Origin of the sequence: Methanolinea sp. (assembly GCA_030055515.1) — an archaeon.
Lineage (GTDB): Archaea > Halobacteriota > Methanomicrobia > Methanomicrobiales > Methanospirillaceae > Methanolinea_A.
The window spans coordinates 71813-94019 of the sequence record JASFYI010000001.1 but is presented as its reverse complement, the minus strand read 5'-3'; the positions used below and the strand labels follow the sequence as shown (position 1 = coordinate 94019).

Sequence of the window (22207 nt, the reverse complement as noted above, 5' to 3'; positions counted from 1 at the left end):
GTAACCCTGGGTCCGAGTGAACCTCCCGTTCCGCAATGCAAGTGCGAGTATCCCTGCAGGAACCGACGATCCCTTCTCCCTTCCACTCACCGTGGAAATCACCGGACTGCATGGACAGGTCCCGGATGCGTGCCCGCTCCATCACCCTGCAAAAAAGGAAGCTATTTGGGAGAAGGATCGGCGACCCGGCCCATGAAGAGGATCGTCCCGCTCTCTCTCTCGTGGATGATCACGAGGAACGGGTGGTCAGCCCTGAAGACGGGGATCTCCGCGGGGGGCAGGATTGCTCCCTTCGAGATGACGACCGCGGTCGCGGCGGCAGCCTCGGTCCCTTCCTCGTTCACCTCGAGGAACGCCTGGTGGATGACGTTCGAGATGAATAACCCCCCGCGCCCGTCCATGCCCGAAAAATCCGCGCGGGGCGAGAATGCGCGTGGCATCCCCATCGCGGAGAGGACCTGAGGCAGGAAGTACTTCGTCTCGAGGGAGAACCGGGGCACGAAGACCTTCACCCTCCTCTCCACGAGGTTGCTGCAGATGTCCCTGTACATCCCGGCGTCGAGGCCGCGCCCGATCTCCGCGAGCGATTCGCCCTTGGGGAGGACGAGGAGCATCGCGAGATCCCTCCCGCCGCCCGACTCGTAGGGCAGCGAGAGAGCCTGGAACGTGTCCGTCTCGAGGTACCCGAACGTCGCGTTCTCGTCGGTCCTCTGCATCATCGGGACGAGGACGGTCCTCCCGTCGGCCATGCGGAATTCCGCGTCTGCCGTCATCTCTTTGTCGAACTGCTTCCTCCACGTCCCCTTGAAGAAAATGGCATTCGTGACCACGAGGATCGTGTTATGGTCGATTGCTCCCCTCGGGACGAGGTCGCGGATGCGGTTTTCGGTCTGTTCCTCGACCCACCCGTTTATCGTGGCCCGCGATTCCTCCGGCGAGTTGCCGAAGTCGAGGTTCGTCGTCCGGGCACCGTAATACCTCTCCGCTGTGTCAATATAATCCGGGAGAAATGCGTATGTCTTCTCCGCCCAGAGGGCGTTTGCTGTCCGGAGGGTGTACGCGGCCGGCCGCGCGTTGAGTGCCGCGTTGATCCTCGCGAAACCGGCCCTCATCGCACTCCTGTTCTCCGGGAAATGGAATACCGAGCGGATCTCGTCCGCGGTCTCCCCCCTCGCCCCCTCGTACGTGATCGCGAGTGCAGAGGAGAGCGAGAACGGGGAGAAGAAGATGTTCCGGTCCCTGTACTCGCCGTCGTTTGCCAGTCTCGCGAAGAGGTCGAACGCGAACCTGTTGTTCGCCTCGACGACGGTCTCCTCCGGTCCCACGACTTGCGGTGCCGGCGGGGAAGGGGATGCTTCGCCGGAAGGGATCTGGCCGGGTTGCCTGGCGGGTCCCGTGCAGCCCGCCGCGAGAACTGCGCCGATAACGGCCACGGCGAGCAGGATACCAAGGGGGTTTCTCCCACGCATGAATCCAACCTTCTCACCGATTTCGCATAAACGTGGCGATAAGTGCGAAATTTTTCCCAGTCTTTGGGGGAGGGGAGAACAGGATCGTGGGGATGGCGACACGGCTCCCGGGAAGTAACTCACACCGGGTCTCTCACGGAAGGTTAAGATAGAGGACGGGAGCGGGATCCCGATCAGCAAGTAACAGATGTCCCGCGGAAGAAGCCAATGCCCCGCGGGACGTGATCCCTTCAGCAGCTGATGTCCGGCCCGATGTCCATCGACCGGGCCAGTTTCGCGTAGCGCGCGGGATTTTCCTCGAATTTCCTCCTGCAGAAATCCGAGCAGAAGAAGAACTCCTGCCCGCCGTACGTGCTCCGGAACGATGCCTCGTTCTCGTCGATAACCGTGTAGCAGACCGGGTCGGTCGGCACTCTTCGCTCACCCCCACTTCGTGGACAGTGCGTGATCGGGACGCGGACATAAAAATATTTTCCGCCGGGGGGGCAGCACTCGGGCGGGACAGGACAGAGATACAAAGCGGGAAATATACCGGGGAATCCGGGGTCCGCTGGGGACCCGGGCCTTGAGAGGGAAACTCCACTCTCTCCCCCGCCCGTCCACTCCCGTTTCCGGATGGAACGGTATTTCTCTTTCCGCCCGTAATGGGAATGCATGGAGTTCTCTCGGGAAGTACTGGAGAGGTTTCCCGGCCTCTCCGTCGTCGAGGGCACGGTCAGGTCCATCGACAACAGGAGGGACATTCCCGGCCTCGTCGCGTTCAGGGAGGAGGCTGAAAAGAGGATACGCGCGCGCTTCACCCTCGAAGAGGTGAAGGACGACCCTGTCTTCAGGGCATACCGCGATTTTTTCTGGAGCGTCGGCGTCGACCCGACGAAGGTCCGCCCTGCCTCGGAAGCGCTGGTCCGGAGGATCCTCTCGGGGAAAGGCCTGCCCGAGATCAACCCCGTCGTTGACATCTACAACATCGTGTCAGCGGAGAGCGGGGTTCCGATTGCCGCGTTCGATGCCGACAGGCTGGAGGGAGAGCTCTCGATGAGGTTTGCCCGGGACGGGGAGCTGTTCCTCGGGATAGGGATGGAAAAGCCCCTCGTGCTCCGCCGGAACCAGCTCGTCGTTGTTGACGGGGAGAGCATCGTCGCCGTGTACCCGTACCGCGATTCGGACGGGACAAAGGTGACGAGGGAGACGGAGAATGTCCACATCGTCTCCTGCGGCGCGCCGGGTGTCCCGCGCGAATTGGTTGCCGGGGCATTCCGCCTCTGCGCGGAGTACCTCGAGATGTTCACGGGAGGGTCGCCCCCTGCCTCTCCCCTCGTCTCGCCGCGGGAGGTGTGACGCCGCGTGGGGTATTGTCTTCCGTGTTCCGGTAAACTGCCAACGACGATGGCATCCGCTCTTCGATCGATTCTCGTGAGAAACGGAGAGTTCATTTTCTTCCAAGAAGGGTGATGGCAGCGAGGGTGCTTCCCGAGGACTCGCGTACCTCAGTACAACAACCCACGTGAGTCGGCTTAACTGCTGGGTTCGGGATGGGTCCAGGTGTTTCCCGACTGCTGTGGCCGCTATCACCCAAAGCCAAGGTCCGGATTTGAACCGGAGTGTAGTTGATCTGCAGTCAACCGCGTAGCCGCTCCGCCACCTTGGCAGCCGTGTAGTGCCTTATGATATACGTCCGGATAGTACATAAGGCTTGTTGGTTTGCACGCAAGGATTTCGTCTGGGTCTGACGAGTACGAGCACCGGGATTTGGACGTTAGTACCTGCGGACTGAACACGTCGTTGCCTTCGTGCGTACATCCCAGGCCTATCAAGCGGGTCTTGTACCCGTGTCCTCAACGGAGTCTCTTTTCGGGTGGGGTTTCAAGCTTAGATGCTTTCAGCTTTTATCCCTTGGCGCGTGGCTGCTCGGCGATGCCCTGTCGGACAACCGATACACTAGAGGCGCCGAATGGAAGTTCCTCTCGTACTATTCCATTCTTACCCTCAGACTCCGCGCACTCCTATTAGATAGTAACCGACCTGTCTCACGACGGTCTAAACCCAGCTCACGATCCCCTTTAATAGGCGAACAACCTCACCCTTGGCTGCTGCTGCACAGCCAGGATGGAAAGAACCGACATCGAGGTAGCAAGCCGCCGGGTCGATATGTGCTCTTGCCGGCGACGACTCTGTTATCCCCGGGGTAGCTTTTCTGTCGTCAATAGCCCTCACCAACAGGGCATATTGGTTCGCTAGACCTGAGTTTCCTCTCGCGATTGCTTGCTTTGCGCAATCGCGTCAGGCCAACTTTTGCTCTTGACACTCTTCTGTGAGTTTCTGACTCACATGAGTTGACCTTTGGGCACCCTTGATACACTTTCGAGGGTGTGGCGCCCCACCCAAACTGCCCACCTATCGTTGTCCTCGTGAGAGTGAGAACTACAGTAAAACAAGGATGGTGTCTCATTGTCGGCTCCCCGTCCCCCGAAAGGAACGGATCAAACGCCTCCCATCTACACTGCGCATGTAATACCGTAGTTCAGCGACAGGCTGCAGTAAAGCTCCACGGGGTCTTCACTTCCCAATAGGAGTCCCTAGTCTCTGCACTAGGACAAAAGGTTCAACGGGCTTGTGTTAGGGACAGTAGAGCTCTCATTAGTCCATTCATGCAAGTCGCCAATTAAGCGACAAGGTACTACGCTACCTTAAGAGGGTCATAGTTACCCCCGCCGTTTACGAGTCCTTCGTCCGGTTGAACCCGGTATTCAGATACTCGCACTGGGCAGGAATCAGTGACTATACTAGTCGTTTCCGAGTTGCAGTCACCTATGTTGTTATTAGACAGTTAGAGCTCCCTGGTCACTGCGACCTGCCTGATCTCCAGGCAGGCACCCCTTCTCCCGAAGTTACGGGGCCAATTTGCCGAGTTCCCTTAACACAATTCGCTCCGACACGCCTTCGCCTCTTCAGCGAGGGGCACCTGTGTCGGTTCTCGGTACGGACGCCGTCTCCCTTTTCACGGGCTCCAGGAATTTGTCAGGTTACCCCATCACACATTCACCCGCTTCTCACCATTACGGTACTCCACAGGTTTCTGATGCTTGGACGGGACGACGGTCCCGCCTGACATATCCCGAAGCGTCAGGGCTTATCGCTTCAGACGGACGGTACAGGAATATTAACCTGTTTCCCTTTCGATGCACTCGAGTTACGGTGCACCTTAGGACCGACTAACCCTCGGCTGACGAACATTGCCGAGGAAACCTAGCCCCTGCGGCGGTTGGGATTTTCACCCAACTATGCTTCTACTACTGCCAGAATTCTCAATTCTGCACGGTCCACTGGACCTTACGCCCCAGCTTCTGCCCATGCAGAACGCCTCTCTACGAGATCACCTCGCGGTGCTCCGTGGTCTCTGTAGTAGGCTTGAGCCCCGTCCATTTTCAGCGCCCTAGATCTTGACTGGTAAGCTGTTACGCACTTTTTAAAGGATAGCTGCTTCTGAGCTCACCTCCCAGTTGTCTTTGACCTAGGACCACTTTCAGTGTTTACACTTAGCCTACATTGAGGGACATTAACCACGGTCTGGGTTGTCTCCCTTACGGACTACAAGCTTACCCCGTAGCCCGGACTGCCGGCCATCTAGGATGATGGGGAGTTTGGAGTTCGACAGGAGGGTGAGGGATTTCTCCCCCAGCTCCCCCAATCGGTGCTCTACCTCACCATCGATCTCCGGCCAGGTCATGCTGCGGCATGTTTCGAGAGGAACCAGCTGATGCCCAGTTCGATGAATCTTTCACTCCTATACGCAGGTCACGCGAGTGATTTGCATATCAACACCGCTTGCGGTCCTCCACGCGCCTTTCGACGCGCTTCAACCTGCCCACGCATAGATCACTAGGCTTCGGGTCTTATCCTATTGACTCCGCGCACTTTTAATACGCCGTCCCATGCTTTCGCTACGGACCTGTTGGTTTCCCTGCGGCTTCCCTCTTCGGTTAACCTTGCCAATAGGATAAACTCTCTGGCCCGTTCTTCAAAACGTACGTTGCGACACCGGCAACCACGCCCGTACTACCGCCTCGCGACGGGTTCCTTCGCGTGGAAGATCCTTTCGCGCCGCAACCCACCGTCACCTGTCAATTTCAGGCGCTTTTCACCACCTTTCCAGGGTTACTTTTCAGCTTTCGCTCACGCTACTACTTCGCTATCGGTTTCGAGGTGTATTTAGTTTTGGAGGTCGGTGACCCCCGGATTCCCGCGAGAATCCCAACCCACGGTACTCAAGACACCACCAGGCCCTCTCGGCATACGCGTACGGGACTGTCACCCCCTATGGTGCATCGTTCCAGATGACTTCCGCTTCGCGTCGAGGTGCCGGACGGTGGGCTTGCAACACCACATCTCCCTTGCGGGATTCGGTTTGAACTCTGTCGTTTTCGATCGCCTCTACTCACGACATCTCGGTTGATTTCTCCTCCTGCCCCTACTAAGATGTTTCAATTCGGGGCGTTCCCCGTCCTCAACGGACTCACACCGAAGTGTGGGGAGGTCCCATTAGGGTATCTCCGGATCAAAGACTCCCTGCGTCTCCCCGGAGCTTATCGCAGCTTGGCACGCCCTTCTTCGGCACTCGAACCGAGCCATCCACTGACAGGCTTACTTTCCGGTGCCCCGTCAAACCCATGTAACGTCCTTGGTGCAAACCTGTACACGGCCTCTTCAGGTCAGCATGACCTTCAGCCCTTCCCTGGTGACTCGCATCTCCAGGTGCATCTTCCCCGCGAAGGCGCCCTGCGAGGGCTTTCCTTCACGGCAGTGGACTCAATGGGATTCGAACCCATGGCCTCGGCGTTGCAAACGCCGCGCTCTTCCAGCTGAGCTATGAGCCCTCTGTCCTTGTCGGCACCGGCAATTGTGCAGTCTGTCTGGCAACCGCCTCCCCGAATAATCGTTAGGAGGTGATCCAGCCGCAGATTCCCCTACGGCTACCTTGTTACGACTTAACCCCCCTTGCGGAACCTAGATTCGACCGCGGCGACGACCGCAGCCTCATCAAGACCCCACTCGGGTGGTTTGACGGGCGGTGTGTGCAAGGAGCAGGGACATATTCACCGCGCTATTTTGAAACGCGATTACTACGGATTCCAGCTTCATGTGGGCGAGTTGCAGCCCACAATCCGAACTACGATCAGGTTTATGAGATTGCCTTCACCTCTCGGTGTCGATACCCATTGTCCTGACCATTGTAGCCCGCGTGTAGCCCGGATAATTCGGGGCATGCTGACCTACCGTTGCCCATTCCTTCCTCCTCTTTAGCAGAGGCGGTCCCAACAGTGTCCCCGTCATCCCGGAGGATACGCTGGCAACTGTTGGCGTGGGTCTCGCTCGTTGCCTGACTTAACAGGATGCTTCACAGTACGAACTGACGACGGCCATGCACCTCCTCTCAGCTAGTCAAGCAGAGTCTTCAGCCCGGCTATCATCCAGCTGTCTTATCCGGTGAGCTTCCCGGCGTTGAGTCCAATTAAACCGCAGGCTCCACCCGTTGTGGTGCTCCCCCGCCAATTCCTTTAAGTTTCAGCCTTGCGACCGTACTTCCCAGGCGGCACGTTTCACGGTTTCCCTTCGGCACCTCGATGACTCGTGGTCACCGATACACCTAACGCGCATCGTTTACAGCTGGGACTACCCGGGTATCTAATCCGGTTTGCTCCCCCAGCTTTCGTCCCTCACTGTCGGAGCCGTTCTAGTGAGACGCCTTCGCCACAGGTGGTCCCCCAAGGATTACAGGATTTCACTCCTACCCCTGGAGTACCTCTCACCTCTCCCGGTCCCTAGATTGCCAGTATCTCCTGAACGCCCGCCGGTTAAGCCGGCGGATTTCCCAAGAGACTTAACAATCCAGCTACGGACGCTTTAAGCCCAGTAATAGTGGCCACCACTCGAGCCGCCGGTATTACCGCGGCGGCTGGCACCGGTCTTGCCCGGCCCTTTCTCCACCAGTTTTTTACGCTGGTGAACAGCCCGACTTTACGGGCACTCGGGGTTCCCTTATCACGATTTCTCGCATTGTAAAGTTTTCGCGCCTGCTGCGCCCCGTAGGGCCTGGATTTGTGTCTCAGAATCCATCTCCGGGCTCTTGCTCTCACAACCCGTACCGATCAAAGGCTTGTTGGGCCGTTACCCCAACAACTACCTAATCGGCCGCAGACCCATCCTCAGGCGGCGGACCTTTCGACCAGGGGGCATTCCAGCGTCCCTGGACTATGGGGTATTATCCCCAGTTTCCCGGGGTTATCCCCCTCCTGAGGGTAGGTTATCCACGTGTTACTGAGCAGTGCGCCGAGGTCTTGCACCTCTCGACTCGCATGGCTTAGTCGAACCCCGATAGCAGTGGCCTCTGGCAGGATCAACCAGAATTCTCGGTGATTGTGCACACTAATGTCGCTCGCATCGGGAATCTGGCGGTTACCACACAGATTTCCGCATTGCCGGTACCAACGTCAGAACCAATGGTCAGCACCGCAGCTGCCGTACTTGGTTCTCCATCGCAGAGGGTAACAATATGGGTGTTTTTTCTATTTAATTTTTTTCACCGGGATGCGATCCCGGCGCGCCAACCGGAACCCGGTTGGATCACGATGAACTCCCACCCATTCCCGGGGCGTCCACGCCCGTGTTTCGTGTCTGCCCTCACCCGCAGACGCGTGGTTCCCGGGTCACACCGCTCGGAACGGGAACGTCCCCGCCTTCCCGTTCGTCACTGACACGTGAGGGATAACATGTGATACTCGATCCATCATAAATTTTTTCCATCATCCATTACCGCGGGACAGGGGAGGCACCCCGGGCCGGAGTGCACGGGGAGCAGTCCCGTCCCGTATGTCAGGCGAAGGGACCGCCAGGGCCCTCCGGCGCCCCCACGAAGACCTCCCCGAAGAATTCCTCCTGCCAGATGAGGATCTTCTCCTCGAACATGAGGTAGAGGAGGGGGATGTACACGTCCACCACGTCCTTTCCCATCATGGAGGCTATCTCCCGGAGTGTCACGATCCCCTCCGACGCGATCTTCTCCCCGCACTGGCAGAGGATGGCTTGCGCGGCATCGCGGTACCCCTCGTCGTGGGCGATGTCCACGATGTCCTCGACCACGATGAGGGCAGCGTCGAACCCCTGCATGTACCGCTGTCGTCGCCTCTGCTCCCTCTCGGCTGCCCGGAGCTCGAGGATGAGCTCAAAGAGCGTCGTTGGTGGTTTCCTGAGGTACTTCCTGTCCAGCCTCCGCTTTATCTCCCTCTCGAGGAGTTCTATGGGCCCTAGACCCTCCCCGCCGGTCTCACAGACGCCTCCGATATCGAAGATTACCCCTTCCCCAAATTCCTCGTCCCCGCACTCTTCCTCGCCGTCGTGTCCCGCCGCAGCGAGGTACTCGGACTTCATGCGCAGGAGGAGTGCCGCGTAGAAGAGCGTTCTGCCCGAGATGCGCAGGTCGAGCTCCTTGCGGCGCTCGAGTTCCTCGAGGAACCTGTCCGTCACCTGGACGATGTCGATGTTCCAGGGGTCGATCTCCCCCCTCTCCGCCATCTGGACGAGGATCTCGACCGGTTCCTCAGGCACGGGCCTTGATGCCTGTAACATAGCTGCTCTTGTCCGGGAGGAGCGTGACACCGATGATGCGGTCCGCACCCTCGATCATGGGTTTGCGCAGGGAGACGATGATGAACTGCGAGGTCCGCGAGAGTTCCCGTATCATCTCGGCGATCCTCTCGATGTTCGACCCGTCGAGGGACATGTCCACCTCGTCGAACGCGTAGAAAGGCGCGGGGATGTACTTCTGGATGGCGAAGATGAACGCAAGGGTGATGAGTGACTTCTCGCCGCCGGAGAGGGCGGAGAGGAGATGGACCGGCTTGTCCTTGGGCTGGACGGCAAAGGAGAGTCCGCCGCTGAACGGGTCTTCCTCGTTTTCGAGGACGAGGTGCCCGTTCCCGCTCGTGAGCCGCGCGAATATCTCGCGGAAGTTGGCATCGATCGCGCGGAATGCCGTCATGAAGGAGTCGTACTTCATCTTCTCGAACCGTTCTATCCGTTCGAGGAGCGTTGCCCTCTCCCTCGAGAGCACCTCCTTCTTCTCGGTCCTCTCCGATATCCTCGCCTGCACGCGGTCGTACTCCTCGATGGCGCGCATGTTGACCGCGCCGAGCTTCCGTATCTCGAGGCCCGCGCGGGCGATCCCGTCCTCGATCTCCTCGAGGGTCATGTCGCACTCCCGGTCCCCGGCCGACTTGCGCAGTTCCTCTACCTCCCTCGAGAGGGACGAGAACCGCTCGTTGAGTGCCTCGAGCTGGACCCTGTGGCGCTCGGCTGCCGCATCGAGCGCGAGGAGTTTCTCCCCCGATTCCTTGATGGCCGCGGAGACCCGGTCCCGCTGGTCGCGCAGCTCCTCTAGTTCGCTCGAGAACTGCTTCTGCCTCTCCTCGATTCCCGCGATCCGGGCCTTCCCCTCCTCGATCTGCCTCTCGGATGTCTCCACTTCCCTGTCGAGCTCTCCTATCCTCGCCTGTATCTTCTCGGCTTCTCCTTTCAATTCGCCCAGCCGCGAGGAGAAGTGCTGGCGTTCCCTCGCGAGCTCGTTGATGTCGGACTCCTTGTTCCGCAGGCGCCTCTCCGCGTCGTCCCTCTCCCTCTTCTTCTTCTCGAGCTGGTCGGAGAGAGCAGGGATCGTGGTATCCTCGAGCCTCTTCTTGACCTGCTCGATCTTCCTCTGGAGCTGGGCGATTGCCTCGGTGATCCCGTCGAGGGCGGCCTCCACTGCCGCGAGTTCCGCGGTCCCCGACCTCATCTCCCCCTCGAGGGCAGAGAGGGCCTCCTCTACCTGTGCCCTTTCCCTCCCGAGCGCCTCGTTCCTCCGCGCGGCATCGCCTGCGAGTGCGGCGAGCCTCGACACCTCCGCGTCGAGCTCTATCCTCCTCGTCCTCAGCTGCTCGATCTCCCGCGTGCCGGCAGCGACTTCCGCCGCGAATCCCTGTATCTCCCCGGAGAGGGCCTCCATGCGGGACCGCAGCCTCGCGACCTCGTCGTCGACTGCCGCGCCGAAACCCTTCAGGGGTTTCCTGAACGACCCGCCCGTGATCGCGCCGCTCTTCTCGAAGAGCTCGCCTTCCGGGGTCACCATGCGAAACTTCCCGATGAGCTTCCTTGCCCGCGCGAGCGATTCCACGATCACGGTGCCCCCGAAGACGACGCGGAACGCCGGTGCGAACTCCGGGGGGTACTCGAGCATGTCCACCGCGTACCCGATCACGCCTGGCTCCTTCACCGGCGCGAGGTGGGGGGGATTCAGCTTCGAGAGGGGGAGGAACGTCACCCTCCCGAGGTTCTGTGCCTTGAGGACCTCGATGGCCCTCGCGGCCACCGCGTCGTCCTGCACCACGACGTAGTGGAGTTTCTGGCCGGCTGCGACGTTGAGTGCGGTCGCGTACTCGGGCGGTGCCCGTCCAAGCTGCGCGATCGTCCCGTGCACCCCCTCCATTTTGAGCACCGTCTCGAGTGCCTTTCCCCACGCCTCGCCCTTCGCCTGCTGGAGGGCTTCCAGCCTGACGACCTCCCTCTCGAGCTCCCGGTATTCCTCGCGCAGGCGCTCGAGGGTCGACCGCTTCGCAAAGACCGTGCTCTCCCTGTCCGCGAGGTCCCTCTCGAGGGCTGCCTTCTCCCTCTCCCTCTCCTCCTTCTCCCGGAGGTACTTCCTCGCCTCCTCCTCCACTCGCGCCGATTCCGCGGCGAGGGCAGAACGACGCTCCTCGAGCCGTTCCCTCTCGCCCGTCCTCATCCTGCTCCGCTCAAGGAGCATGTCCTTCTGGTGGAGGAGGGTCGAACGCTCCCCCTTCTTTGCCTCGACGGACTGCATGAGGGAGAAGAGCTCGTCGCGCGCTCCCTCGGCATCGCGGCTCTGGGACCTTATCTCCTCCTCTATCTTCTCGATCTGGGCACCGAGCGTCGCGACCTCCATCGCGAGGTTGGTCCGGTCGACCGTCATCTCCCTGATTGCCTGGGTGCACTCCGCGATCCGCGCCTCGGCCCTTTTTTGGTCCATGAACGTCCGCGAGAGGGCCTCGAGGCTCGCCTCTTTCTCCCTCTTCGCCCTCGCGATCGCCTGTTCCGCGAGGCGGATGGTTGCCTTTGCCTCCTCGAGGTCCGCGATGAGCTTCAGGTACTCCGCGCCGCTCTTCTGGTTGATCTGGGAATCTATCTCCTCGAGGTCCCTTTTCAGGTACGCGATCTCGTTCTCCTCGAGGCTCCGGTCCGAAATGACTCTCTCGAGTGCGATCCTTTCGTCCTCGATCGCGCGCGAGAGGGCGGCAAGGTCACGCTCCCTCGCGTGGAGAGTGGCCGCGGCCCGCATCCCCTCGAGTCTCTCGAGGGTCTCCTGCCACTTCCGGTAGAGGAGGGCCTGCTCCCTCTCCCTCCCCAGTTCCTCGAGCCTCGTCGCGAGCTCGCGGAGGACGAGTTCTTCCCTTTCTATGCGTTCCCTCACGATCTCGAGCTCCGAGAGGGCCTGGGCCTTCTTCTGGTCGAACTCCGCGACACCTGCGATCTCGTCGATAATCTTCCGCCGCTCGAAGTCGCTCATCTCGATGATCCGCGTGATGTCGCCCTGCATCACCACGTTGTACCCGTGGGGCTTGATGCCGTGCTTCGCGAGGAGGTCGTTCACCTCGGACTGCTTGCACAGGCGGTTGTTCAGGTAGGTGTAGCTGTAGTACCCCGTCGGGCTCCGCTTGATGCGACGCCGGATCTTCGTGCCGTCGGAGAACGTGAGCGTCACTTCCGCACTGTTCTTCCCGGAATTGAGGTTGATGAGGTCGGTCAGCTTTTCCGCGCGGAGCGACCGGGAGCTCGAGAGGGCGAGGGCGAAGAGGATCGCGTCGATGATGTTGCTCTTGCCAGACCCGTTCGGCCCCGATATGACGGAGAAGCCCTCGTAAAAAGGAATTTTGGTCTTTTTTGTGAATGACTTGAAATTATCGATCTCGAGTTCGGTGATGTGCAAGGAACAGTGCCCCGTTATTTCTTCTCAGGTCGTTCACACTCTTCTTCCTCGGCGACGATGAGATCGTTCTTCTTCCCTGATCCCGGCATGTTCTGCTTCTTCTTCGAGAATCCTGCCGACGCGATGATGTAATCGCTGTTCTTCCTCTTCTCCGGCCGGAGCTGGCCGTCAAGCTGCATGATCATCTCTGTCTTCTCGGTCTCCGGCTGCGCGGCCTGCTGGGCCTGCACCTGCACCGGTTTCTGGATCGATACCTGCGGCCTGTTCTTCTGCGGGACGATGATGGGTGCCTGCGGCTGGCCCTGGCCCCCCTGCACGGGCCGGGTGAGCTTCATCTCGGCCCTTGCCCTCTCCTCGCTCGCCTTCGAGAGCTTCATGACGACCGACTTGAGGTCGAGGAGCTCCTCGGTGAGTCCCTTCACGAGGGCCTCTATCTCCCTCGCCTTCCTCTCGAGGGCAGCGACCCTCTCGTCGAGGGGTGACTGTCCCAGATCCCTGTCCTTGATTATTTCCATGTCCTTCTCCTCGGGCTCGTCCTCTCCTGTCAACCTCCTGCGAGACGGGAAACGGTCTTTCGGAGAGTAGTCCTCATTGTTAATCATGAATTGTTCACGTATAATAATTATGCTGCCCGTTGGGTGCATTTTCCCGGCGATTTTGGGGAATTCCCCCCGATACTCGTCTCGCCGGAGAGGCGACCCGTGCGGTCCTGCCGCGCAGGACCGCTGGATCCCCCCAAATGCCCGGCAATACTCCTTCCGGCGGATTTTTCCGGTCCGTCGGGAAGAGAAAACGTATTTCTGATCGGGGCCAACCATCCTGTACATGTCTTACCTGGCCAGAACCGATCCGGAGATCGCGGCTGTCATCGCAAACGAGATGGAGAGGCAGAAGAACGGCCTCGAGCTGATCGCGTCGGAGAACGTGGTGAGCAGGGCCGTCCTCGAGGCCATGGGCTCGATCATGACGAACAAGTACGCCGAGGGGTACCCCGGGAAGAGGTACTACGGCGGGTGCGAGTTCCACGACGTGGCCGAGAATCTCGCGAGGGAGAGACTGAAACAGCTCTTCGGAGCCGAGCACGCGAATGTCCAGCCCCACTCCGGAACGCAGGCGAACATGGCGGTATACTTCGCCACCATGAAGCCGGGAGACCTCATGCTCTCCATGAAGCTCTCGCAAGGAGGGCACCTCTCCCACGGGTCGCCTGTCAGCTTCACAGGCCAGTTCTACAGGGTTGCCCAGTACGGCGTCGACCCCGTGACCGAGACCATCGATTACGGCGTCGTCGAGGAGATCGCCCGGAGGGAGCGCCCCTCGGTCATCGTGTGCGGCGCGAGCGCCTATCCTAGGACGATCGATTTCCGCGCGTTCCAGGAGATCGCGGAGGGCGTGGACGCGTACTGCATGGCCGACATCGCCCACATCGCGGGGCTCGTGGCAACGGGGTTCCACCCCACGTCCGTAGGGGTGACCGACTTCACGACGACCACGACCCACAAGACGCTCCGCGGGCCCCGGGGTGGCGCGATCATGTGCGGCGCGGAGAACGCGGCGCTCATCGACAGGGCCGTGTTCCCGGGGATGCAGGGGGGGCCCCTCATGCACACCATCGCGGCGAAGGCCGTCTGTTTCAAGGAGGCGCTCCGTCCCTCCTTCAAGGAATACAACAGGCAGATTGTGAAGAACGCGAAGGTGCTCGCGGAATCGCTCATGGAACAGGGACTCCGCCTCGTCTCGGGGGGCACGGACAACCACCTGATGCTCATCGACCTGACGGACCTCGGCATCACGGGGCTCGAGGCAGAGCAGGCGCTGGGGCGTGCCCACATCACGGTGAACAAGAACACGATCCCCAACGAGCAGAGGAGCCCGTTCATCACGAGCGGCCTGCGGGTCGGGACTCCCGCGGTGACGAGCAGGGGAATGAAGGAGGAGGAGATGCGCCAGATCGGCGAGTGGATCGGGACAATCCTCAGGGACATCCGCGACGAGAACAAAATCAGGGAAATAGGGGAGGAGGTACGGGCGATGGCCTCCCGGTTCCCGCTGTACCCCGAGTGACATGATACTTGACGGAAAGAGACTCTCCGAGGAGCGCCTCGCGATCCTGAAGGAGGAGATAGAGCGCTCCGGCCTCTCCCCGTCGCTCGCGACGGTGATCGTGGGGACGGACCCCGCGTCCCAGATGTACGTCCGCATGAAGCACAGGGCGTGCGGGACCGTCGGTATCCGGTCGGTGGGGGTCGAACTCCCGGCCGAAGCATCCACGAGGGATGTAGTGGACGCGATCGACCGGCTCAACAAGGACCCGGGCGTCAACGGAATCCTCGTCCAGCTCCCCCTCCCCCCGCACGTCGACACGTCGCAGGTCGTCGAATCCGTCGACCCGCGCAAGGACGTCGACGGGTTCCACCCCTACAACATGGGCTGCCTGTTCCAGGGGTCGCCTGTCTTTGCCCCCTGCACGCCGGCGGGGATCATGTCACTTCTCGCGCACTACGGCGTCGAGACGGAGGGGACCCGCGCGGTCGTGCTCGGCCGGAGCATCGAGGTCGGCCGCCCCATGGCCGCGCTCCTCCTCAATGCCCACGCGACCGTCACCATCTGCCACAGCAGGACGCGCAACCTCCCCTCCGTGACCCGCGAGGCAGACATCCTCGTCGTCGCCGTCGGGAAACCGCGGTTCGTAGGCCCGAAGATGGTCAGGGAGGGTGCGACCGTCGTGGACGTCGGGACCCACAGGGTCGACGGGATTCTCTGCGGGGACGTCGACTTCGAGAGGGTAAAGGACGTGGCAGGCGCCATCACGCCGGTCCCGGGCGGCGTCGGCCCGATGACGATCGCGACCCTCATGGAGAACACGTTCCTCGCGGCGCGGATCCAGTCATGCAAAGGTGCACGGTGAGGGGGCTCCCTGTCGGCGGGGGCGCGCCGGTCAGGATCATGGGGGTCATCAACTGCAGTCCCGAGTCCTTCTTCCAGGGGTCCTACACCCCGCCGGCCGCGGTCCACTCGCGGGCATGCCATCTCGTCGAGGAGGGCGCAGACATCGTCGACATCGGGGCCCGGAGCACCGCTCCCCGCGCACCGCCCCTCGACCCGCGCGAGGAGATCTCGCGGATGAGGGAGGCGCTCTCGTCCCTCGACGGGTCGGGCATCCGCGTCTCTGTCGACACGACGGACAGGGAGGTCCTCGAGGTCTGCCTCGGTTTTGACATCGCGCTCGTGAACGACATCTCCGGCTTCCTCGACCCTGCCTACGCGTCGCGCGTCGCGGAAGCAGGCCTTCCCGCCGTCCTCATGGCATCGGTGCGGGCCCCTGGCGACCCGGTGACGCTGGAAGAGGTCCACCGCGCAGTCTCGGTGGTGGAGACGCGGGCCGATGCCGCCGGTGTTACGGAATTCATCCTCGACCCGGGGGTGGGCCTCTGGACGCCGGGGAGGACGCCCGACCTCGACTGGGAGATCTGCCGGCGGTTCGGTGAATTCACCGCGTACGAGCGCCCCCTCCTCGCCGCGGTCTCGCGAAAGACTTTCCTTGGGCAGGTGGGGGACCGCCCCCCGGAGGGGAGGCTCGCCTCTTCCCTCGCGATGGCTGCCCTCCTCGTCGAGCGGGGTGCCGACATCGTGAGGACACACGACGTCGCCGCGACCCGCGATGCCGTCCGCGTCGCCGAGAGGATCAGGCAGTCCGCATGACATCCTCGTACACCGTGTTTGGGCTCCGGACCCCTCTGATCACCCCGGGATCGGACCTCGCCAGCATCCTCGTCGAGGCGGCGTCACGGTCCGGTGCCGGGGGGTTCCGCGACGGGGACGTCCTCGTGGTGGCGGAGACCGCCGTCTCCACGGCAGAGGGGAATGTCATCGCGCTTCGGGAGATCGTCCCGGACGAGGAGTCCGTCCGCCTCGGGGAGGAATACTCCATCGATCCCCGGCTCGTCCAGTGCATACGGGAGGAGAGCGACGAGATAGTGGGCGGGATTCCCGGTTTCCTCCTCTGCATGAAGCACGGGACCCTCCTCCCGAACGCGGGGATCGACGAGTCGAATGCCCCGCCGGGGTGCGTGACGCCCCTCCCGAGGGATCCCCACGGGAGTGCCCTCCGGATCAAGGAGGAGATCGGGAGGCGCACGGGTGCGCGTGTCGGTGTCATCATCGCCGACAGCAGGACGCACCCCATGCGCGTGGGGTGCAGCGGTGTCGCGATAGGGTGCGCGGGGATCCCCGGCGTGATCGACGCGCGCGGGCGCAAGGACCTCTACGGCAGGAGACTCCACGTCACGAGGCAGGCCCTCGCGGACAACCTCGCCTCCGCGGCAGAGGTCGTGATGGGGGAGGCGGACGAGTCTATGCCCGCGGCGATCGTGAGGGGGCTCAGCCTGACCATCACCCAATCGTGCGGGATGGAGTCCATCCCCGCGTCCGATTGCCTCTTCATGGGCATCCTCGGGCGAAGGGAGACCGGCCCACCCGGTCCGCGGGAGACTGCCACGCGGAAAGAAAGTGGCGAATCCGGGTGATCCCCCTCCCCCGCGTCACGGGGACTCGGGGTGCTCTCGCCCTCCCGCCTGCACCCTCTTTATCCCGACCCGCCCCCTGTCGATCGCGAGCTCGAAGCCGCGTTCGACGAGGAACTGCCTGCTCGACCCTTCCCCGTGGATCAGGAGCTCGACGAGGTCCTCTTCCTCGTCGACGTCCGTGTGGAGCCGGAACGAGTCCACGACCTCGCAGGAGAGCCCCCTCTCCCGGGCGATGCGGACGTGCTTGAGGAAACTCGCGCCGTAGTAGTCGACGCGGAACGAACTGCCGCGGGACAGGTAGATTGCGTTCGTCCCGCCCCCTCTCCCGGGGACGATCGCCACGTCCATTCCGGTCTCAAGGAGCCTCCTCACCGCCGGGGCGTCCGCGAGCGGGAGGTCGGCCATGATGACGAGGACGGGGCCGTCCATCCCGGACAGGACGCCGTTGAGCGCCTCGTTCAGCCCCGAGGGGATGACCTCGACGGGGCACCCAGCGAACCCGAACGGTGCCGTGGAGATGACGCGGGGGCTGCACCCCGCGCCGAGGACCGCGCCGACCACGTCGGAGAGCATCGCACGCGCGAACTGTTCCCTCTCCGGCGGGGAGAGGACGCAGGAGAGGCGGGTCTTCGGGTTCTCCGGCTTGAAGGGGATGAGGGCCTGGACTCCCATGTCTGTCACTCTTTCGTTTTGGTCCCGCAACCCAAATACCCGGTGGTCCGGCGCGGCACCCCGGTTCCCACGGCGGCCGCGCGCCGGCCGTGCAGGAGATTGCGACGCTTAATGACCTCTCGGAACGCATGTACAGGCGGGTTACCATGCAGTCCCGCGTCATCACGTTCTCGCGGAACGTATTCCTCCCCCTCACGACCGTATGCCACAACAGGTGCGGGTACTGCTCGTTCCGGACCCCCGTCCGCGAGGGGTGCGTGATGCCCCCCGGCGAGGTCACCGCGACGCTGCGGGAGGGATCGCGCCTCGGCTGTACCGAGGCCCTCTTCACCTTCGGCGAGCGGCCCGGGCTCGAGCCGGGGTTCCGCGCGCACCTCTCGCGCCTCGGGTACAGCGACATCCTCGGGTACTGCTACGAGATGGCCGAGAGGGCGATCGACTTCGGGCTCCTCCCCCACACGAACGCGGGCATCCTGACCTTGGAGGAGATGGAGTGGCTCTCCGGGGTGAACGCGAGCATGGGGCTCATGCTCGAGACGACCGCGCGGGTCCCGGCCCACGAGAACTCCCCCGGGAAAGACCCCGCCGTCCGCATCGAGGTGATCGAGAACGCGGGGAAGCTCAGGATTCCCTTCACGACGGGGATCCTCCTCGGGATAGGGGAGAGCGTGCGCGACAGGGAGGAATCCCTCACCACCATCCGGGACATCCACAGGCGCTACGGCCACATACAGGAGGTCATCGTCCAGAACTTCTGCCCGAAGGAGGGGACCCCGATGGCGCGCCACCGGCCTGTCAGCACCCAGGAGATGTGCGAGACCATCAGGATGGCACGCGAGATCCTCCCCCGCGAGGTCGCAGTGCAGGTCCCGCCGAACCTCGCCGACGTGCGTGTTCTCGTGCCCTGCGGTGCCGACGACCTCGGCGGGATCTCCCCGCTCACCATCGACTACGTGAACCCCGAGCACAGCTGGCCGCGGCTCGACGAGCTCCGGCGCCAGCTCGAGGGGTACTGCCTCGTCGAGAGGCTCTGCATCTACCCCCGGTTCATCGAGAAGGGGTGGTACCCGGAGAGACTCAAACCCCTTATTACCCGGCTCCACAAAGTAATTCAGGACAGGAGCAAGGCCTGTGCAGAAGGGTGAATTTCTCTACAAGGGCAAGGCAAAGTCACTCTACAGGACGGACGAGGATGGCGTCCTCCTCGTCGAGTTCCGCGACGACATCACCGCGTTTGACGGCGGGAAGAAAGACGTCATCCCCTCGAAGGGCAGGCTGAATGCACAGGTCTCGGCGTACCTCTTCAGGCTGCTCGAGGAGAACGGGATCCCGACGCACTTCATCGACATGCCGGACGAGACCCACATGCGCGTGAAGGCCCTCGAGATGATCCCGATAGAGGTGATCGTGCGGAACATCGCGGCGGGGTCGATGGCCCGCCAGTACCCCATCAAGGAGGGGACCGTGCTCGATCCACCCGTCATCGTGATCGACTACAAGGACGATGCGCGCCACGACCCGATGCTCAACGATGACCTCGTCGTCGCCCTCGGCCTGCTCTCCCGCGAGGAACTCGCCGCGGTCAAGGAGACTGCCCTCCGCGTGAACTCCGTCCTCAAGGACTTCTTCGCCTCGCTCGGCATCGTCCTCGTGGACTTCAAGCTCGAGTTCGGGAGGTCGCGGGACGGGAGGATACTCCTCGGCGACGAGATAAGCATGGACTCGATGCGCCTCTGGGAACTCTCGACGGGCGAGTCGCTCGACAAGGACGTGTACCGGTTCTCGAAGGGCGACGTGGGAGCGGTATACTCCCGCGTCGCGGAGAAGATCTGCGCGGGGAAGGGGCGGGCAAGGGCATGACCGCGTACACCGTCAGGATCACGATATCCCTCAAGGAGGGCATCCTCGACCCCGAGGCTTCGACCATCAGGCGCGCCCTCGCAGACCTCGGGTTTCCCACCCTCGACCTGAAGACCTCGCGCCAGTTCACGGTCCGCCTCGACGCGGGGAGCGCGGAGGAGGCAAGGTCCCGGGCCACCGCGATGTGCGAGAGGCTCCTTGCGAACCCCGTCATCCACCAGTACGAGGTCGAGGTCCTGCGATGAGGTTCGCGGTGGTCCAGTTCGGGGGGAGCAACTGCGACCGCGACGTCGCGAGGGTCCTCTCCGAGGTGTGCGGGATCGATACCGACCTCGTGTGGTACAAGGAAGGTCTCTCCCGTGCCTACGACGCGGTCGTCCTGCCCGGCGGTTTCTCGTACGGGGACTACCTGCGCGCGGGGGCGATCGCGGCGAGGACCCGCGTGATGGACGACGTGCGGCGCATCGCGAGGGGTGACGGCCTCGTCCTCGGGATATGCAACGGTGCGCAGATCCTCGCCGAGAGCGGGCTCGTTCCCGGCGTCTTCACCGTGAACGCGTACCCGCGGTTCATCTGCAGGCCCGCGTTCCTCCGCGTGGAGAGGAACGACACCCCTTTCACCCGCCTCTACGGTCAGGGCGAGGTCGTGGAGATTCCCATCGCCCACAGGGAGGGGAGGTACATCCCCCCCGCGTCCATGGGCAGCGGGGATCTCGAGGAGAGGGTCGCGTTCCGCTTCTGCGACGCGCACGGCAACGTCACCGCGGGGAGCAATCCCAACGGGTCCCACGGGAACATCACGGGTGTCCTCTCGGAGAGGGGGAACGTCCTCGCGATGATGCCCCACCCCGAGAGGGCATCCGAGGAGATCCTCGGGTCGACGGGCGGCAAGCGCGTGTTCCTCTCGATGGCAGAGTACATCGTGGAGAACTGCTGAGCCCGCGGGAGATCCTCTAAAAAAAAGAGTCCCGATTTTTATTCCTCTTCGCCCCCGGGCAGGAGGACGCGGTATATCGCGTAGAAACCGATCGCGATCGCGACGACATACGAGAGTATCGCGATGTAGGAGACGGCCTCGGGGAGCCTGACACCCGATTCCCTGATGATGAAAGACGACCCGATGACCATCCCCGAGACGATCAGGCCGATCAGGATCTTGTTGCTCGTCCTGTCGAGCGAGAGCTGGAGCCTCCGGATGTCAGTATCCACGATGTCGATCCTGACCGTGCCGGTCGAGAGCTGCCGCAGCATCTGGTTCACGTTCCTCGGCATGTCGAGGAGCCCGTCCAGCGTCTCGAGGGTCGAACCCCTCGCCCTCTCCGCGATCTGGGCGATGAGGGACTCCCGCTTGCTGAACCGGCTCATGAACTTCTCTGCCTCCTCCCTGAAGCGGAAGTCCGGGTCGAGCGTGACCCCCACGTCGAGGACCATCACGATCACCTTGAGCATGAGCATGAGGTTCTGCGGGACGACGATACGGTAATCCCGGAGGATCGTCGTGAATGCGTTCGTCATGCTCGAGAAGTTGAACTGGCCTATCGACGTTCCCTCTGCCTCCACGATCGCGCTGTAGATCTCGTCGCGGAGGCCCTCCCTCGACTGTTCGGGGATCTTCACCGAGAGCCCCTCGAGTGCCTTCACCATCAGGCCGGCGTCCTTCTCGACCATGCCGTTGATGAGCTGGATGAACCAGAATCGCCTCTCCGGCCGGATGATCCCCACGATCCCGAAGTCGAGGAAGACGATCTCCCCGTCGCGCGTCACGAGCAGGTTGCCGGGGTGGGGATCGCCGTGGAAGAACCCGTCCTCGAATATCTGGGTCATGTAGGCGACGAACCCGTTCTGCGCGAGCCTCTTTGGATTGAGGCCAAACTCCCTTATCGCGCCGAGGTTGTCGATCCTCACGCCCTCGACGTACTCCATCACGAGGAGCCTCCGCCGCGTGTAGTCCCAGTAGATCTTCGGGACCTTCACCCCCCGAAGGCCGCGCATGTTGTGCCTGAGCGTGTCCGCGTTCGTCCCGTCCCTTATGAAATCGAGCTCCTTGCGTATCTGGTTCGCGAAGTCCTTGACGAGCCCGCGGGGATTGTAGACCTTCCACTCAGGGAAGGCGCGCTCCGCCCTCCGGGCGAACGACTCGAGGATGAGGATGTCGGTCTCGATGAGCGCCTCGATTCCCGGTCTCTGGACCTTCAGGACGACGGGCGTCCCGTCCCGGAGACGCGCGCGGTGGACCTGCGCGATCGAAGCGGACGCGAGAGGGGTCTCCTCGATCCACGCGAAGTGGTCCTCGTAGTCCGGCAGTTCCGCCCTGATGACCTCCTTTATCTCCGAGAACGGCAGGGGACTCGTCTGGTCCTGGAGCTTCTTCAGCTCCCGGACGAGGGGGAGGGGGAGGATGTCCTGCCGGGTGCTCATGATCTGCCCGAACTTGATGTAGGTCGGCCCGAGCTCCTCGAGTGCCATCCGCATGCGCTCGTACTCCGTCGCCGCCGACTCGACCGGGCAGGACCTGCAGAACCGGAACCTGTGCACGCCGGGGAACATCCGCTGGACGATGATGCCGAACCCGTACTTGAAGAGGATGTCCGCGATCTGCCAGTAGCGCCTGAATTTCGTGACCATCTTTCCGGATCCCCTTGGAA

16 protein-coding genes, 2 tRNA genes and 3 rRNA genes are annotated in these 22207 nt (G+C 62.3%); 9 read left to right on the top strand and 12 right to left on the bottom strand.

Going from position 1 to position 22207, the window contains the following annotated elements; genetic code table 11:
* Positions 1-161: 161 nt before the first annotated feature.
* Together QFX32_00505 and QFX32_00500 are read right to left on the bottom strand one after the other, a co-directional pair.
* A complete protein-coding gene (locus QFX32_00505; GenBank protein ID MDI9632520.1) occupies positions 162-1469 on the bottom strand; it encodes a serpin family protein in 1308 nt (435 codons plus the stop codon).
* Positions 1470-1699: 230 nt separating this feature from the next.
* Positions 1700-1882, bottom strand: a complete 183-nt coding sequence (locus tag QFX32_00500) for a YHS domain-containing protein (GenBank protein MDI9632519.1) — start codon at positions 1880-1882, stop codon at positions 1700-1702.
* A 241-nt stretch (positions 1883-2123) separates the two neighbouring features.
* On the opposite strand from QFX32_00500, the gene QFX32_00495 reads away from it, so the two are divergent.
* A complete protein-coding gene (locus tag QFX32_00495; protein MDI9632518.1) occupies positions 2124-2807 on the top strand; it encodes a phenylalanine--tRNA ligase beta subunit-related protein in 684 nt (227 codons plus the stop codon).
* Between the two features lie 111 nt (positions 2808-2918).
* Here the strand turns inward: QFX32_00495 and rrf are convergent.
* The 8 genes from rrf to QFX32_00455 all read right to left on the bottom strand — a co-directional run bounded on the left by rrf (position 2919) and on the right by QFX32_00455 (position 13052).
* Positions 2919-3039: ribosomal RNA gene (rrf, locus tag QFX32_00490) — 5S ribosomal RNA — on the bottom strand.
* Positions 3040-3045: 6 nt separating this feature from the next.
* Positions 3046-3117 (bottom strand) — tRNA-Cys (locus QFX32_00485).
* A gap of 89 nt (positions 3118-3206) precedes the next feature.
* Positions 3207-6126, bottom strand: a 23S ribosomal RNA gene (locus QFX32_00480).
* A gap of 144 nt (positions 6127-6270) precedes the next feature.
* Positions 6271-6343 (bottom strand) — tRNA-Ala (locus QFX32_00475).
* Positions 6344-6407: 64 nt separating this feature from the next.
* Positions 6408-7874: ribosomal RNA gene (locus QFX32_00470) — 16S ribosomal RNA — on the bottom strand.
* The 16S, 23S and 5S rRNA genes sit together here with 2 tRNA genes alongside, the layout of an rRNA operon.
* 465 nt (positions 7875-8339) lie before the next feature.
* Positions 8340-9092, bottom strand: a complete 753-nt coding sequence (locus QFX32_00465; GenBank protein ID MDI9632517.1) for a segregation/condensation protein A — start codon at positions 9090-9092, stop codon at positions 8340-8342.
* A complete protein-coding gene (gene smc / locus QFX32_00460) occupies positions 9064-12504 on the bottom strand; it encodes a chromosome segregation protein SMC (GenBank protein ID MDI9632516.1) in 3441 nt (1146 codons plus the stop codon). Before smc ends, QFX32_00465 begins: the two co-directional genes overlap by 29 nt.
* Before the next feature lie 14 nt (positions 12505-12518).
* Positions 12519-13052, bottom strand: coding sequence for a hypothetical protein (locus tag QFX32_00455; protein ID MDI9632515.1), 534 nt, complete (start codon positions 13050-13052; stop codon positions 12519-12521).
* A 277-nt stretch (positions 13053-13329) separates the two neighbouring features.
* Here QFX32_00455 and glyA point away from each other — a divergent pair, with 277 nt between their 5' ends.
* The 4 genes from glyA to cofE are packed head-to-tail and all read left to right on the top strand — an operon-like array spanning position 13330 to position 17030.
* Positions 13330-14568: a serine hydroxymethyltransferase gene (gene glyA / locus QFX32_00450; protein MDI9632514.1), complete on the top strand. Its 1239-nt coding sequence runs from the start codon at positions 13330-13332 to the stop codon at positions 14566-14568.
* 1 nt (position 14569) lies between these two features.
* A complete protein-coding gene (gene folD / locus QFX32_00445; GenBank protein MDI9632513.1) occupies positions 14570-15412 on the top strand; it encodes a bifunctional methylenetetrahydrofolate dehydrogenase/methenyltetrahydrofolate cyclohydrolase FolD in 843 nt (280 codons plus the stop codon).
* Positions 15394-16206 carry a dihydropteroate synthase gene (folP, locus tag QFX32_00440; protein MDI9632512.1) on the top strand — a complete coding sequence of 271 codons (813 nt, stop codon included), beginning with the start codon at positions 15394-15396 and terminating at the stop codon, positions 16204-16206. Before folD ends, folP begins: the two co-directional genes overlap by 19 nt.
* Positions 16203-17030: a coenzyme F420-0:L-glutamate ligase gene (cofE, locus tag QFX32_00435; GenBank protein ID MDI9632511.1), complete on the top strand. Its 828-nt coding sequence runs from the start codon at positions 16203-16205 to the stop codon at positions 17028-17030. The genes folP and cofE overlap by 4 nt, the downstream gene beginning before the upstream one ends.
* A gap of 15 nt (positions 17031-17045) precedes the next feature.
* Here the strand turns inward: cofE and cofC are convergent, their stop codons facing one another.
* Complete coding sequence (gene cofC, locus QFX32_00430) at positions 17046-17702, bottom strand: 2-phospho-L-lactate guanylyltransferase (protein ID MDI9632510.1); 657 nt, start codon at positions 17700-17702, stop codon at positions 17046-17048.
* 146 nt (positions 17703-17848) lie between these two features.
* Between cofC and cofG the strand changes: the two genes are divergently transcribed.
* Genes cofG through purQ form a run of 4 tightly spaced genes read left to right on the top strand, consistent with a single transcriptional unit; the run spans position 17849 to position 20499 of the window.
* Positions 17849-18847 carry a 7,8-didemethyl-8-hydroxy-5-deazariboflavin synthase subunit CofG gene (gene cofG, locus QFX32_00425; protein MDI9632509.1) on the top strand — a complete coding sequence of 333 codons (999 nt, stop codon included), beginning with the start codon at positions 17849-17851 and terminating at the stop codon, positions 18845-18847.
* Positions 18834-19562 (top strand): phosphoribosylaminoimidazolesuccinocarboxamide synthase, encoded by a 729-nt coding sequence (locus QFX32_00420; GenBank protein ID MDI9632508.1) that lies wholly within the window; start codon positions 18834-18836, stop codon positions 19560-19562. The genes cofG and QFX32_00420 overlap by 14 nt, the downstream gene beginning before the upstream one ends.
* Entirely contained in the window at positions 19559-19807 is a 249-nt protein-coding gene (purS, locus tag QFX32_00415) for a phosphoribosylformylglycinamidine synthase subunit PurS (protein MDI9632507.1), read from the top strand. The genes QFX32_00420 and purS overlap by 4 nt, the downstream gene beginning before the upstream one ends.
* The gene (purQ, locus tag QFX32_00410; protein MDI9632506.1) at positions 19804-20499 is read left to right on the top strand and encodes a phosphoribosylformylglycinamidine synthase I; all 696 of its coding nucleotides are present in this window, start codon (positions 19804-19806) and stop codon (positions 20497-20499) included. The genes purS and purQ overlap by 4 nt, the downstream gene beginning before the upstream one ends.
* A gap of 38 nt (positions 20500-20537) precedes the next feature.
* Here the strand turns inward: purQ and QFX32_00405 are convergent, their stop codons facing one another.
* Positions 20538-22187 (bottom strand): AarF/UbiB family protein, encoded by a 1650-nt coding sequence (locus tag QFX32_00405; GenBank protein ID MDI9632505.1) that lies wholly within the window; start codon positions 22185-22187, stop codon positions 20538-20540.
* Positions 22188-22207: the final 20 nt, after the last annotated feature.